We start from the raw sequence: 13,173 nt of genomic DNA, 5'->3' as shown, positions 1-13,173 counted from the left end.
GGTATGGAATCCCTGATCGATTCAATCACCGCCTTCCTGTCCGGCCTGTTCGGTCTGGCCCAGGGCGGGTTCGACGGCGTCAATCAGGTCACGGGCCTGCTGATCGCGGTGATCGCGGCCCTGCTGATGCCGGCGTGGAGCCGTCTGGGAGCCTCGGCCCTGGGCGCGGCCTTCGTCCACATCCTGATCGGTGTGGTCCGGCCCATGCTGGATGGCGCCGCTTTGGTTCTGCCGCCCCTGCTGACGCTCAATTTCTGGATGACCGTGCTGGCCCTGTTCCTGGGCTATGCGATCGTCATCGCGGTCTTCTTCTTCATCAAGACGCTGTTCACGGGCGGTCACCGCCGCCGGGTCCACGCGCACTGAGCAATTCCTCCCCCTTGGGGGAGGGGGACCATCCGAAGGATGGTGGAGGGGTGCTTACCGCGCGCGCGTCTGGCGCCCCTCCACCGCTACGCGGTCCCCCTCCCCTGAAGGGGAGGAGCATGGCTAGGCCTGCCGGAATCCCAGCACGTCCTGCATGTCGTAGAGGCCGGGCTTGCGGCCGCGCACCCAGGCGGCGGCGGCCACGGCGCCCTTGGCGAACAGTGAGCGGTCGATGGCGGAATGGCTCAGCGTCAGGGTCTCGTCCTCCGACGCGAACAGCACCGTGTGCTCGCCGATGATCCCGCCGGCGCGGATCGACGAGAAGCCGATCTTGCCGGTCTCGCGGGCGCCGGTGATGCCGTCCCAAGGGGCGGCGCGGACGTCGTCGAGGTCTTCGTTGCGTCCGCTGGCGGCCGCCTCGCCCAGCATCAGGGCGGTGCCCGACGGCGCATCCGCCTTGCGGCGATGATGGGCCTCGGTGATCTCGATATCCCAGTCGCGCGCGTCCAGCCGCAGGGCGGCGTGTTCGACCAGTCCGATCAGGATGTTGACGCCCAGCGAGAAGTTTCCGCTGCGCACGATAGCCACGGTCTCGGCGGCCTTCAGGATTTCGGCGTCCTGCTCCGGCGACAGCCCGGTCGAGCCGATCACCAGCGCGGGTCCGCCGCGCGCCGCGCAGGTCTGGGCCAGTTCGACGGAGGAGTCCGGGGTCGAGAAGTCGATCACCACGTCACACAGCGACAGGTCGGGGGTCTCGCCGCGATCGAAGCGGGCGGCGACCACCACATCCTCGCGGGCATCCAGAACCGCCGAGACGGCCCGGCCCATGCGTCCGCGGGCGCCCGAAATGCCGGCGTGGAAGATGGCGCTCAAATCAGTCCCCCCAAGGATGAAAACCGACCCTACTGGGTCGCTTCCTTGCTGTCGCCAAGGATGTCCGCCCAGAACCGCTTGGCCTTGCCGGTGAAGGACGAGTTGCGCGGCGTCTGGGTCTCGCCCAGCGACGCGGCCAGTTCTTCCAGCAGCTCCTTCTGACGCGGGGTCAGGTCGGTCGGAGTCTCGACGAACAGCTCCACCACCAGGTCGCCGCGCTGGCGACCGTTCAGGTGGGGCATGCCCTTGCCCTTGATGCGGACAGTCTTGCCGGTCTGCGAGCCCGCCGGGACGTCCACGGCGGCGCGGCAGCGGCCGTCGCAGGCCTCGGACACCAGACAGGGCGCATCGATCTCGCCGCCCAGCGCCGCGACCGTCATGGGGACGGGCACGGTCACCAGCAGGTCGAGATTGTCGCGCTCGAACAGTTCGTGCGGCGTCACGGACAGGAAGACATACAGATCGCCGCGCGGGCCGCCGCGCTGGCCGGCGTCACCCTCGCCCGACAGGCGGATGCGCGAGCCGTCATCGACCCCGGCGGGGACCTTCAGCTGCAGCTTGCGGTTCTTCCGCACCTGACCGTGCCCGTGGCAGGTCTGGCAGGGTTCGGCGATCATCTGGCCGTTGCCGCCGCAGCGGGGGCAGGTGCGCTCGACCTGGAAGAAGCCGTTGGCGGACCGCACCCGGCCCGCGCCCTGGCAGGTGGTGCAGGTCGTCGGCTTGGTGCCCGGCTTGGCGCCCGACCCCTCGCAGGTATCGCAGGTCGCCGTCGTCGGCACCGCGATCTCAACATCGGCGCCCTTGTAGGCCTGCTCCAGCGTGATCTCGAGGTCGTAGCGCAGGTCCGAGCCGCGACGCGGGCCGCCCTGCCGCCCGCCGCCGCCCTGACGGCCGCCGAAAGCGTCCCCGAAGGCGTCGCCGAAGACCTGGGAGAAGATGTCGTTGATATCGTGGAAGCCCTGGCCGCCGCCGGCGCCGTAGGGATTGCCGCCGCCCGCGCCGGCGTGGCCGAAGCGGTCATAATGGGCGCGCTTCTGATCGTCGGACAGGACGGTATAGGCCTCGGAGATCTCCTTGAAGATCGCCATCGAGTCTTCCGAACCGCCGTTGCGGTCAGGATGGTGCTGCATCGCCAGCTTGCGATACGCCGCCTTCAGACCGGGCGCGTCGATCGTCCGCTCGACCCCCAGAACCTCGTAATAGTCTCGCGCCATCCGGCGTTCGTCCTCTTACTCTCGCCTCCGCTGCGCGCCTGTTCCGGCGTCTTCAGCGAAGCGGTGACCGGGCTGACATGGGCGCCCGATCCTGTGATGCAAGTTTCAAGAAAAAGACCCCGCCCGTCGCAGGACAAGCGGGGTCTGCTTCAGCTCATTGAAAAGCCGCTTACGCGCTCTTCTTGTCGTCGGAGTCCGAGACTTCCTCGAACTCGGCGTCGACCACGCCGTCGTCGGCCGGCTGTTCAGCCGTGTCCGACGCTTCGGCGTTGTTCTGGGCCGCGTACATCGCCTCGCCCAGCTTCATCGAAGCCTGCGCCAGGGTGTTGGTCTTCTCGCGGATGGCTTCCGGATCGGTCGAGTCCTTGGCCGCCTTCAGGTCCGCCAGGGCGGTCTCGATGGCGGTCTTGTCGTCGCCGGCGATCTTGTCGCCGTGCTCCGACACGGCCTTTTCCGTCGAGTGGATCAGGCTGTCGGCGCCGTTCTGGGCCTCGACCAGTTCCTTGCGGGACTTGTCGGCCGCGGCGTTGGCTTCGGCTTCCTTGACCATCTTGTCGATGTCGGCGTCCGAAAGGCCGCCGTTCGCCTGGATGCGGATCGACTGTTCCTTGTTGGTCGCCTTGTCCTTGGCGGTGACGTGCACGATGCCGTTGGCGTCGATGTCGAAGGCGACCTCGATCTGCGGCATGCCGCGCGGTGCGGGGGGAATGCCCATCAGGTCGAACTGACCCAGCACCTTGTTGTCGGACGCCATCGGACGCTCGCCCTGGAAGACCCGGATCGTGACGGCCGACTGGTTGTCGTCGGCGGTCGAGAAGACCTGGCTCTTCTTGGTCGGGATCGTCGTGTTGCGCTCGATCAGCGGGGTGAAGACGCCGCCCAGGGTCTCGATGCCGAGGGTCAGCGGGGTCACGTCCAGCAGCAGCACGTCCTTGACGTCGCCCTGCAGCACGCCGGCCTGCACCGCGGCGCCCAGCGCCACGACTTCATCCGGGTTCACGCCCTTGTGCGGCTCCTTGCCGAAGAATTTCTTCACGGCTTCCTGGACCATCGGCATGCGGGTCATGCCGCCGACCAGGACGACTTCATCGATGTCGGCGGCCTTCAGGCCCGCATCCTTCAGCGCCTTCATGCAGGGCTCGATGGTGCGCTGGACCAGGTCGTCGACCAGGGCTTCCAGCTTGGCGCGCGACAGCTTGATGTTCAGGTGCAGCGGGCCCGAGGCGTTCATGGTGATGAACGGCAGGTTGACCTCGTACGACGTGGTCGACGACAGCTCCTTCTTGGCCTTCTCGGCCTCTTCCTTCAGGCGCTGCAGGGCCAGCTTGTCGCTGCGAAGATCGACGCCCTGTTCCTTCTTGAACTCGTCCGCCAGATATTCGACCAGACGAAGGTCGAAGTCCTCGCCGCCCAGGAAGGTGTCGCCGTTGGTCGACTTCACCTCGAACACGCCGTCGCCGATCTCCAGGATCGAGACGTCGAAGGTGCCGCCGCCCAGGTCATAGACGGCGATCTTCTGGCCGTCGTTCTTGTCCAGGCCGTAGGCCAGGGCCGCCGCGGTCGGCTCGTTGATGATGCGCAGGACTTCCAGGCCGGCGATCTTGCCGGCGTCCTTGGTCGCCTGACGCTGGGCGTCGTTGAAATAGGCCGGAACGGTGATGACGGCCTGGGTCACGGTCTCGCCGAGGTAGGCCTCGGCGGCCTCCTTCATCTTGCCCAGGGTGTAGGCCGAAACCTGCTGGGGCGAGTAGTCCTTGCCATGGGCCTTCACCCAGGCGTCGCCGGTCGGGCCCTTGGTGATCTCATAGGGGACCATGCCCTTGTCCTTCGCGACCACGGGGTCCGAGAACGAGCGGCCGATCAGGCGCTTGATGGCGAAGAAGGTGTTGGTCGGGTTGGTCACGGCCTGACGCTTGGCGGGCTGACCCACCAGCACTTCACCGCTGTCCTGGATGGCCACGACCGACGGAGTCGTGCGGTTGCCTTCCGCGTTTTCGATGACCTTGGGGTTCTTGCCGTCCATGACGGCCACGCACGAATTGGTGGTGCCGAGGTCGATGCCGATAATCTTGGCCATGCTCTAGTCTTTCACTCCATCTCAGCGGGCGGTGCGGCGGCCTTTTAAAGCGAAGCGCCGCGCGTGACTGCCCCCGATTTCAGGGTTTGGTGGTTTTTGGAAAGCCCCACGCTTTGCGGGGTCTTCCGGGGATTGAGGCGGATATGGGAAACACCCCCCCGCCTGCAAGGCCCTTGGGCGATTCAGTCGTCAGGCTCCGTCAGGAGACGACACGCAAATCTCCATGCATTACGGTGTTATCGGAGCCGGGGGACGGCTCGGGGAGAACTGAAATGAAAAAGACCATCCACCTCATCTGCGGCGCAGCTCTTCTGGCCGCCGCGCTCGGAACCGCCTCGGCCACCGCCGCCGAGCCGCGCATCGCCGCTGAACCGGTCGCCACCATTCTGGTGCAGTCGCGGGACGGCCAGAACCGCCGCGTGCGCGTCCATAACCAGACCGGCTGGGTCATGACCCACTTCTACGCCTCGGATTCGCGCGTCGATGACTGGGAAGAAGACATGCTGGGCTCCAGCGTTCTGGCCGCCGGCGCCAGCATCACGATGAACATCGACGACGGCTCGGGCGCCTGCCTGTACGACTTCAAGGCGCGCTTCACCAACGGCCAGGAACTGACGCGATTCCGCATCAACGTCTGCGAGATCGCCGACTATTATTATACCCGCTGAAATTCATAGCGATATCAGCATAATAGCGGCCTCTCCGCCCCGGCGGGGAGGCCGTTCGCCTCTCAGGCGACGCGGCGCATGCGGGGGGCGTTGTCCGCCAGCCGGAAGCGACCCACCGAGCCGGTCAGGCTTTCCGCCTGTTGCCGCAGGGAGTGGCTGGCGGCCGTGGTTTCCTCGACCATCGCGGCGTTCTGCTGGGTGACCTGATCCATCTGGTTGATGGCGGTGTTCACCTGCTGCAGGGCGTGGGCCTGCTCCTGGGCCGAGGCGGCGATTTCGGAGACCAGGCCGTCGATCTCGGCGACACGGCCGACGATACGCTGCAGCGCCTCGCCGGTCTGGCCGACCAGACTGACGCCCGTGGCGACCTGGGTGGTCGAGGCCGAGATCAGGGTCTTGATCTCCTTGGCCGCTTCGGCCGAACGCTGGGCCAGGGCCCGGACTTCCGAGGCGACGACCGCGAAGCCGCGTCCCGCGTCGCCGGCGCGGGCGGCCTCGACACCGGCGTTGAGCGCCAGCAGGTTGGTCTGGAAGGCGATCTCGTCGATCACGCCGATGATCTGGCTGATTTCCTGGGACGATCGCTCGATCGCATCCATGGCGCCGACGGCGTCCCGCACGACCACGCCCGAGGCTTCCGCGTCGCCCTTGGCCGCCTGAACCGTCTGCGAGGCCTGTCCGGCGCCCTTGGCCGTCCGGTTCACCGTCGCGGTGATCTCGTCCAGCGCCGCGGCGGTCTGTTCCAGACTGGCCGCCTGGTGCTCCGTGCGCCGGGACAGATCGTCGGCGGCGTCGCTGATCTCGCCGGCGCCCGAGCGGATCGAGCCGGCATTGTCCGAGACCGCCGCCATGGCCTCATGCAGATGGCGGACGGCGGCGTTGAAATCGTCCTTCAGCTGCCGGTACTCGGTCGGGAAGTCGGCCTCCACCGTTGACGAAAGATCGCCTTGCGACAGGCCTGTCAGGGCCTGGCCGACGATGGAGACGACCCGGCTCTGACTGGCTTCCGCCTCGGCGCGCGCGGCTTCGCTGCGGTCCCGCTCTTCCTTCAGAACTTCCAGGTAGATCGAGATGGCCAGATCCATGTCCAGCATCACCCTCTGGGTCAGTTCGGCGATCGCCTCTCCGGTGATCCGGTCGTGGTCGACCGCCCGGACGCCCCATTTCCGGGGCCGGGTCGTGACGCGCTCGATCAGATGCGCCAGCAGCACGCTGTAGCCGCCGATATACCAGCGCGGCTCCAGCCCGATCCGGGCGTGGACCTGACCGATCTTGCGGACCGAAAGTCCATAGCCGTCGTCGGTCCGCCCCTCGATGATCGCGTTCCAGTGCGCCTGCTGGGCCGCGCTCGCCGTGCTGATATGACCTTCGTCGCGGAAGAACCGGCGCATCTCCGGGGTGGCCCTGACGCGGACGTAGAAGGCGGTCAGGGCGTCGGGCAGGGCGTCCCGCAGGATGTCCCCGACAGAGCGGTAGGCCTCCGACGGCGCGCCGAGCCCCATGAAGGTCGTGCGCTGGTCCATCTGATCGTCAGACATATCGGGCTCCGGGGGTGTTCCGGACGATGTGAAACCAGCGGTATTTGGACAAGCTTAACGGTTGTATCCGGTAAAGTCCCTACTCCAGACATGGATATAAGGATATCCTTATGGGTTTCTTGATCCAGGGCGCGCGGCGGTCTATAGGCCCCGCAAACCTACGATCAGGATCGACCCATGACCGACTACATCGTCCGCGACATCTCGCTTGCCGACTTCGGCAACAAGGAAATCGCCATCGCCGAGACCGAAATGCCCGGTCTGATGGCCCTGCGCGCCGAATACGGCGCCGCGCAGCCGCTGAAGGGCGCCCGCATCGCCGGCAGCCTGCACATGACCATCCAGACCGCCGTGCTGATCCAGACGCTGGAAGCGCTGGGCGCCGAGGTGCGCTGGGCCTCGTGCAACATCTTCTCGACCCAGGATCACGCCGCGGCCGCCATCGCCGCCTCGGGCACCCCGGTCTTCGCCACCAAGGGCGAGACCCTGGTCGAGTACTGGGACTACGCCCACAAGATCTTCGAATGGGCTGACGGCGGCTATCCGAACCTGATCCTCGACGACGGCGGCGACGCCACCCTGCTGTGCGTGCTCGGGCCCAAGGCCGAGAAGGACATCTCGGTCCTGTCGAACCCGCAGAACGAGGAAGAAGAAGCCCTGTTCGCGGTGATGAAGCGTTACATCGCCGAGAAGCCCGGCTTCTATTCGGCCATCCGCGACGCCATCGGCGGCGTGTCGGAAGAGACGACCACCGGCGTCCATCGCCTGTACCAGATGGCCGAAAAGGGCGAGCTGCCCTTCCCCGCCATCAACGTCAACGACAGCGTCACGAAGTCCAAGTTCGACAACCTGTACGGCTGCCGTGAATCCCTGGTCGACGCGATCCGTCGCGGCACCGACGTCATGCTGTCGGGCAAGGTCGCCGTGGTCTGCGGCTACGGCGACGTGGGCAAGGGCTCGGCCGCCTCGCTGCGCCAGGGCGGGGCCCGCGTGAAGGTCACCGAAGTCGATCCGATCTGCGCCCTGCAGGCGGCGATGGAAGGCTATGAGGTCGTGACCCTGGAAGACGCCGCCGCCGACGCGGACATCTTCGTCACCGCCACGGGCAACAAGGACGTCATCACCGTCGACACCATGCGGGCGATGAAGAACAACGCCATCGTCTGCAACATCGGTCACTTCGACTCGGAGATTCAGGTCGCCGGTCTGAAGAACTTCAAGTGGGACGAGATCAAGCCGCAGGTCCACCACATCGAGTTCCCGGACGGCAAGAAGATCATCCTGCTGTCGGAAGGCCGTCTGGTGAACCTGGGCAACGCCACGGGCCACCCCTCGTTCGTGATGTCGGCCTCCTTCACCAACCAGACCCTGGCCCAGATCGAACTGTGGACCAACGCCGACAAGTACGAGAACCAGGTCTACACCCTGCCCAAGCATCTCGACGAGAAGGTCGCCTTCCTGCACCTGGCCAAGCTGGGCGCGAAGCTGACCACCCTGTCCAAGGAACAGGCCGACTACATCTCGGTCCCGACCGAGGGCCCGTTCAAGCCGGATCATTATCGGTACTAAGGGCGCTACCGTTCGCCGCGCGGCGGCTCGCTGCCTGAGCGCGGATCGCGGCTTCGGAAAGTGCAATTGATCGGGGCCGGGAGCATCGCTTCCGGCCCTTGTCGTTTCAGGCGGCCAGGTGGCGCTGGCCCAGTTCCTGATCGCGGTCGGCCAGACCGGTTTCGAAATCCATGAAGACGTCGATCAGCTCGTCCACCCCGACCGGCGCGGCGCCGGGCGCGAAACGGAAGCGCCAGAAGCTGACGACGTGCTGGATCGCGCCCAGCTGTTCGCCCAGCCGGGTGAACAGGCGCGGCGCCTGCAACAGGAAGTCACGGAAGGCCCCCGGGCGGGCTTCCTCGGTCAGGGCCATATAGGCGTTGTCATAGATCAGCAGGGTCCTTGAGACGTCGTCACAGACGGTGACGATCCGGTCGCGCAGCACCTTGCGGCCCCGGTCCAGATACTCACGCGAGTTCCGGTCGAGCTTGCCGATCGGCCGCACGGTCGAGACGGCGTCGGCCACGCCGGCGACGTCGGCCATCAGGCTGGTGAGGACCCATTTGTAATAGAGGAAGCCCTTCCAGCAGAAGATGCCCTCCTGATACTCCTCCGGCTTCAGGTGCAGGGTCTGGCGCAGGGCCTCCATGCGGTCGCCGGGATCGTTGGACAGGATCTTGCCCGCCAGCCGGCGGGTCGATCCGACCGCCTCGACGTCCGCGCCGAAGCTGAGCGTCACCAGCGGGCGGATTTCGGCCTCCACGAACTGGACCATCCGACTAAGATCGGCCTCGCTGATCGAGAAGTAGCAGGGGGCGGGTTCGATCCCGGCGCGCCTCAACTGCTCGCGCAGCAGAAAGGGGTCCAGGGAGGGCAGGACGTCCATCAGACGCAGGGTGGCCATGTCCGGGTGGTCCGCCTCCATCCCGAAGGTCTCCTGCATCATCCGCTCGAAGCCGCGCTGGTCGACGAAGACGAAGCGGCCGCCGGTCTTCAGGTCATCGGCGTCGATGGGGATGACCACCTTGGTCGCCACCTGACGGCGCAGGTGGAAGGCGTCCAGCTCGTCACGGCGCAGCCGGTGCTTGATGATCAGGGCCGCATTCAGGGCCGGGGTGCGGAACACCGGGCGCTCGCGCCAGTCCAGCTCATGCCCGTGCTCGGTGGCCACCTTCAGCAGGTTGAGCACGCGCGCGGTCGAGGCCGAGCGCCGCAGATGGGCCAGATTTCGGATCGCGCGGTCGGTCATGGGGCCCCTTCGAGGCGCGCACCTGATCACGAAATCATGACCAACGGCTTAGCCGATCACCGATCCGTCACGGCGGCGCGTGCGCCGCAAGCGTCGCAGGGGACGATGCGCCGCTCTGGCGCGCGGTCTTGCGGGGGCCTAGAAAGCGGTCATGAACATCTTCGACATCCTGATCTTCATCGCCGTGGCCGCCGTGGCGGTGACGCTCGCCCTCGGCCTGCGCCAGCTCTACACCGACGGCCCCCAGGCCCGGTCGCGCTCGAACAAGCTGATGCGGCTTCGCGTCGCACTGCAGGCCGTGGCGGTCGTGCTGCTGGTCGCCGGCATGTGGTGGAAGTCCACGCACGGGGCCTGATCCCGATGGTGGTCCTGAACAAGATCTACACGAAGACCGGTGACGGCGGAGAGACCCGTCTGGCGTCCGGCGCGACCGTGTCCAAGAGCGATCGTCGGGTGGAAGCCTATGGCGCGGTGGACGAGCTCAACTCCGTCCTCGGCGTGGCCCGTCTGCATTCCGGCCAGAACGACCGCATCGACGCCATGCTGGGCCGCATCCAGAACGAGCTGTTCGACCTCGGCGCGGATCTGGCCACTCCGCTGGACCCGGCGCCCAAATGGGAGGCCCTGCGCATCCTCGACAGCCAGGTCGAGCGGCTGGAGCAGGAAATCGACTGGATGAACGAGAGCCTCAAGGATCTCGACAGCTTCATCCTGCCCGGCGGCGCGCCCTTGTCGGCGCATCTGCATCTGGCCCGCACCGTGGCCCGTCGGGCCGAGCGCGAGGCCGTTCGGCTTGTCGAAACCGGCGAGGCGGTGACGCCCGCGGCGGTCCGCTACCTCAACCGCCTGTCCGACCACCTGTTCGTCGCCGCCCGGCGCGCCAACGCCAACGGCGCGGGCGACATCAAATGGAAGCCGGGCGCGACGCGTTAGGGCCGGATCAGCGGCCGCGTTCGGCGGCCAGGGCGGCGCGCTGGCGGTCGGCGTCGGCGTCGCGGGCCTTCTGCTGGGCTTCCAGCTCATCCTCGATGCGGACCAGTTCCCGGTTTTTCTCGGCGGAGGCGGCGGCGCGGTTGGCCCCGTCGCGACGGCCGGTGATCTCGGCGATGGCGATAGGCTGGGCGCAGATCCGGGTTTCCGGGTCCCACCACTGGCCGCCCGCCTCGCAGCGATCGCCCGGCGCCTTGACCAGCGCCTGCCAGGCGAAGGTCACGCCCAGCAGCACGGCGAAGGTGCACAGAAACAGCACGCTGAGCCGTTTCATCGTCAAAAGTCGGTGCATTTCGAGTTTTCCGTGATCCGGTGTGTTGACGCCGCGTTACGTTGACAGGTCGGGCCGGGCGTACCTATTGCCTGACCCATCATTCCGGCGACTTTGTGGATAGCGCAATGAAGGTTCTCGTCCCCGTCAAACGGGTGATCGACTACAACGTCAAGGCCCGCGTGAAAGCGGACCAGAGCGGCGTCGATCTCGCCAACGTCAAAATGAGCATGAATCCCTTCGACGAAATCGCCGTCGAAGAGGCCGTGCGTCTCAAGGAAGGCAAGGAACACCACGCCGCCGGCACGGCGACCGAGATCGTGGTCGTCTCCATCGGCGTCACCCAGGCGCAGGAAACCATCCGCACCGCCCTGGCCATGGGCGCCGATCGCGGCCTGCTGATCCAGTCGGACGCCGACCTCGAGCCTCTGGCCGTCGCCAAGCTGCTGAAGGCGGTGGTCGACGAGGAGAAGCCGGACCTGGTCCTGATGGGCAAACAGTCCATCGACGGCGACAACAATGCGGTCGGCCAGATGCTGGCCGCCCTGCTGGACTGGCCGCAGGCGACCTTCGCCTCGAAGATCGTCATCGGCGACGGCAAGGCCACCGTGACGCGTGAAGTCGACGGCGGCCTGCAGACCATCGCCTCGACCCTGCCCGCGGTGGTCACGGTGGACCTGCGCCTCAACACCCCGCGCTACGCCTCCCTGCCCAACATCATGAAGGCCAAGAAGAAGGAGATCGCCGTCAAGGCGGTCGCCGACTACGGCGTCGACACCGCGCCGCGCCTCAAGGTCCTGAAGGTCACCGAGCCGGCCAAGCGCTCGGCCGGGATCAAGGTGGCCGACGCCGCCGAACTGGTTTCCAAGCTCAAGTCCGCGGGGGTCCTGTAATGGCCGTTCTCGTCATCGCCGACCACGACGGCTCGGCCGTTCGCGACACCACCAACAAGACCGTGACCGCGGCCCTCGCCCTGTCGTCCGACGTGGACGTGCTGGTCGTGGGCGCCGGCGCGCAAGCCGCCGCTGACGCCGCCGCCAGGATCGCCGGGGTCCGCACCGTCCTGCTGGCCGACAGCGCCGCCCTGGGCCATCAGCTGGCCGAGGCGGTTTCGGCCACGGTCGTCGGTCTGGCGGGCGGCTATGACGCCGTCCTGTCGCCGGCCACCACCGACGGCAAGAATTTCATGCCGCGCATCGCCGCCCAGCTGGACGTCGCCCCGATCTCGGACATCGTCGAGGTCGTCAGCGCCGATACCTTCTTGCGCCCCATCTATGCGGGCAATGCGCTGGAGACGGTGCAGTCGTCGGACGGCAAGAAGGTCATCACCGTGCGCGCCACCGCCTTCGCCCCCGCCGCTGACGGCGGCTCGGCCAAGGTCGAGAGCGCCACCGGCGCCGCCGAGGGCAAGACCGCCTTCGTCAGCGAGGAGATGGTCAAGTCGGACCGTCCGGAACTGGGCGCCGCCAAGATCGTCGTCTCGGGCGGTCGCGCCCTGGGCTCGGCGGAAGAGTTCCACGCCGTCATGGACCCGCTGGCCGACAAGCTTGGCGCCGCCGTCGGCGCCTCGCGCGCGGCCGTCGACGCCGGCTACGCCCCCAACGACTACCAGGTCGGCCAGACCGGCAAGGTCGTCGCCCCGGCGCTCTACATCGCCATCGGCATCTCGGGCGCCATCCAGCACCTCGCCGGGATGAAGGACTCCAAGGTCATCGTCGCCATCAACAAGGACGCCGACGCCCCGATCTTCCAGGTCGCCGACTACGGCCTGGTCGCGGACTACAAGACGGCGGTGCCGGAGCTGATGGCCGCTCTGGGCTGAGGGCTGTCATAGACTGAATGAAGAGGGCGCGGCGCCGGATGGTGCCGCGCCTTTTTCATTTCGACGGAAAAGGCGTCGCAAACTATGCTCTCCCTATCGCCGTGGCGACCAGAGGTCCTGGATGAGACGCTCCTTCTTGCTCGCTACAGGCATTGCCTTGATCGTCGGCTTTCCGGCGGGGGCCCTCGCATGCACCCCGCCGCCCTTTCCTCCGCCTGAGCCCACGCAGGCCTTTGTCGATGAAAGCGCCCTGAGGTCGTTCAGCGAGGCCGACTATGTGGCCGAGATCGTGGTCGAACGGGCGCCCCGCTACCGTCGCAACGACGAAGCGGGACCGCCGCCGCCCGGCAGGCTTCGGGTGGTCAATGTCATCAAGGGGGATGCGCCGGCGGTGATCATCGTGCCGCTGCCGGACATCTGCGAGTTCTACTTCATGGGACCGGGCGTGCGGTGGATCGTCGCCGTCAGCGGCGGGAATGCTCCTCAGCCGCTGACCGAAGGTCAGGTCGCCTCCCTGCGCAGACGGGGCCTCGGCGACTGGGCAGGGGTCCACTGAC

At 67.0% G+C, this 13,173-nt stretch carries 14 protein-coding genes; 8 read left to right on the top strand and 6 right to left on the bottom strand.

What is annotated here, in order from left to right; translation table 11 throughout:
- The first annotated feature begins 3 nt into the window (after positions 1-3).
- Positions 4-366, top strand: coding sequence for a hypothetical protein (locus ACW174_RS05680; protein WP_492016737.1), 363 nt, complete (start codon positions 4-6; stop codon positions 364-366).
- A 123-nt stretch (positions 367-489) separates the two neighbouring features.
- Here ACW174_RS05680 and dapB read toward each other — a convergent pair whose 3' ends face one another.
- The 3 genes from dapB to dnaK all read right to left on the bottom strand — a co-directional run bounded on the left by dapB (position 490) and on the right by dnaK (position 4,530).
- A complete protein-coding gene (gene dapB, locus ACW174_RS05675; RefSeq protein ID WP_492016736.1) occupies positions 490-1,239 on the bottom strand; it encodes a 4-hydroxy-tetrahydrodipicolinate reductase in 750 nt (249 codons plus the stop codon).
- Between the two features lie 29 nt (positions 1,240-1,268).
- The gene (dnaJ, locus tag ACW174_RS05670) at positions 1,269-2,453 is read right to left on the bottom strand and encodes a molecular chaperone DnaJ (RefSeq protein ID WP_492016735.1); all 1,185 of its coding nucleotides are present in this window, start codon (positions 2,451-2,453) and stop codon (positions 1,269-1,271) included.
- A 169-nt stretch (positions 2,454-2,622) separates the two neighbouring features.
- Positions 2,623-4,530: a molecular chaperone DnaK gene (gene dnaK, locus ACW174_RS05665; protein ID WP_492016734.1), complete on the bottom strand. Its 1,908-nt coding sequence runs from the start codon at positions 4,528-4,530 to the stop codon at positions 2,623-2,625.
- 272 nt (positions 4,531-4,802) lie between these two features.
- Between dnaK and ACW174_RS05660 the strand changes: the two genes are divergently transcribed.
- Positions 4,803-5,198, top strand: a complete 396-nt coding sequence (locus ACW174_RS05660) for a hypothetical protein (protein ID WP_492016733.1) — start codon at positions 4,803-4,805, stop codon at positions 5,196-5,198.
- Between the two features lie 62 nt (positions 5,199-5,260).
- On the opposite strand, the gene ACW174_RS05655 is transcribed toward ACW174_RS05660, so the two are convergent.
- Entirely contained in the window at positions 5,261-6,736 is a 1,476-nt protein-coding gene (locus tag ACW174_RS05655) for a methyl-accepting chemotaxis protein (protein WP_492016732.1), read from the bottom strand.
- Between the two features lie 177 nt (positions 6,737-6,913).
- Here ACW174_RS05655 and ahcY point away from each other — a divergent pair, with 177 nt between their 5' ends.
- Positions 6,914-8,305 (top strand): adenosylhomocysteinase, encoded by a 1,392-nt coding sequence (gene ahcY / locus ACW174_RS05650; RefSeq protein WP_492016731.1) that lies wholly within the window; start codon positions 6,914-6,916, stop codon positions 8,303-8,305.
- Between the two features lie 106 nt (positions 8,306-8,411).
- On the opposite strand, the gene ACW174_RS05645 is transcribed toward ahcY, so the two are convergent.
- A complete protein-coding gene (locus ACW174_RS05645; protein ID WP_492016730.1) occupies positions 8,412-9,533 on the bottom strand; it encodes a hypothetical protein in 1,122 nt (373 codons plus the stop codon).
- Between the two features lie 151 nt (positions 9,534-9,684).
- On the opposite strand from ACW174_RS05645, the gene ACW174_RS05640 reads away from it, so the two are divergent.
- Positions 9,685-9,888: a twin transmembrane helix small protein gene (locus tag ACW174_RS05640; protein ID WP_492016729.1), complete on the top strand. Its 204-nt coding sequence runs from the start codon at positions 9,685-9,687 to the stop codon at positions 9,886-9,888.
- Between the two features lie 5 nt (positions 9,889-9,893).
- Complete coding sequence (locus ACW174_RS05635; RefSeq protein WP_492016728.1) at positions 9,894-10,466, top strand: cob(I)yrinic acid a,c-diamide adenosyltransferase; 573 nt, start codon at positions 9,894-9,896, stop codon at positions 10,464-10,466.
- A gap of 7 nt (positions 10,467-10,473) precedes the next feature.
- Here ACW174_RS05635 and ACW174_RS05630 read toward each other — a convergent pair whose 3' ends face one another.
- A complete protein-coding gene (locus tag ACW174_RS05630) occupies positions 10,474-10,797 on the bottom strand; it encodes a hypothetical protein (protein WP_492016727.1) in 324 nt (107 codons plus the stop codon).
- A 125-nt stretch (positions 10,798-10,922) separates the two neighbouring features.
- Between ACW174_RS05630 and ACW174_RS05625 the strand changes: the two genes are divergently transcribed.
- The 3 genes from ACW174_RS05625 (at position 10,923) to ACW174_RS05615 (ending at position 13,172) form a co-directional block, all read left to right on the top strand.
- The gene (locus tag ACW174_RS05625) at positions 10,923-11,687 is read left to right on the top strand and encodes an electron transfer flavoprotein subunit beta/FixA family protein (RefSeq protein ID WP_492016726.1); all 765 of its coding nucleotides are present in this window, start codon (positions 10,923-10,925) and stop codon (positions 11,685-11,687) included.
- A complete protein-coding gene (locus tag ACW174_RS05620) occupies positions 11,687-12,616 on the top strand; it encodes an electron transfer flavoprotein subunit alpha/FixB family protein (RefSeq protein ID WP_492016725.1) in 930 nt (309 codons plus the stop codon). Before ACW174_RS05625 ends, ACW174_RS05620 begins: the two co-directional genes overlap by 1 nt.
- Positions 12,617-12,737: 121 nt before the next feature.
- Positions 12,738-13,172, top strand: coding sequence for a hypothetical protein (locus tag ACW174_RS05615; RefSeq protein ID WP_492016724.1), 435 nt, complete (start codon positions 12,738-12,740; stop codon positions 13,170-13,172).
- Position 13,173: the final 1 nt, after the last annotated feature.

It is taken from the genome of Brevundimonas sp. AVps31, from assembly GCF_058681355.1.
Note: the sequence above shows the minus strand (reverse complement) of the source record. Positions and strands in the feature narration are given on the sequence as shown.

Excerpts from the sequence above, each read along its gene's own strand:
- ACW174_RS05680 (WP_492016737.1), top strand. The coding sequence starts at position 4 with ATGGAATCCCTGATCGATTCAATCACCGCCTTCCTGTCCGGCCTGTTC.
- dnaJ (WP_492016735.1), bottom strand. The coding sequence starts at position 2,453 with ATGGCGCGAGACTATTACGAGGTTCTGGGGGTCGAGCGGACGATCGAC.
- dnaK (WP_492016734.1), bottom strand. The coding sequence starts at position 4,530 with ATGGCCAAGATTATCGGCATCGACCTCGGCACCACCAATTCGTGCGTG.
- ACW174_RS05660 (WP_492016733.1), top strand. The coding sequence starts at position 4,803 with ATGAAAAAGACCATCCACCTCATCTGCGGCGCAGCTCTTCTGGCCGCC.
- ACW174_RS05655 (WP_492016732.1), bottom strand. The coding sequence starts at position 6,736 with ATGTCTGACGATCAGATGGACCAGCGCACGACCTTCATGGGGCTCGGC.
- ahcY (WP_492016731.1), top strand. The coding sequence starts at position 6,914 with ATGACCGACTACATCGTCCGCGACATCTCGCTTGCCGACTTCGGCAAC.
- ACW174_RS05645 (WP_492016730.1), bottom strand. The coding sequence starts at position 9,533 with ATGACCGACCGCGCGATCCGAAATCTGGCCCATCTGCGGCGCTCGGCC.
- ACW174_RS05640 (WP_492016729.1), top strand. The coding sequence starts at position 9,685 with ATGAACATCTTCGACATCCTGATCTTCATCGCCGTGGCCGCCGTGGCG.
- ACW174_RS05635 (WP_492016728.1), top strand. The coding sequence starts at position 9,894 with ATGGTGGTCCTGAACAAGATCTACACGAAGACCGGTGACGGCGGAGAG.
- ACW174_RS05630 (WP_492016727.1), bottom strand. The coding sequence starts at position 10,797 with ATGAAACGGCTCAGCGTGCTGTTTCTGTGCACCTTCGCCGTGCTGCTG.
- ACW174_RS05625 (WP_492016726.1), top strand. The coding sequence starts at position 10,923 with ATGAAGGTTCTCGTCCCCGTCAAACGGGTGATCGACTACAACGTCAAG.
- ACW174_RS05620 (WP_492016725.1), top strand. The coding sequence starts at position 11,687 with ATGGCCGTTCTCGTCATCGCCGACCACGACGGCTCGGCCGTTCGCGAC.
- ACW174_RS05615 (WP_492016724.1), top strand. The coding sequence starts at position 12,738 with ATGAGACGCTCCTTCTTGCTCGCTACAGGCATTGCCTTGATCGTCGGC.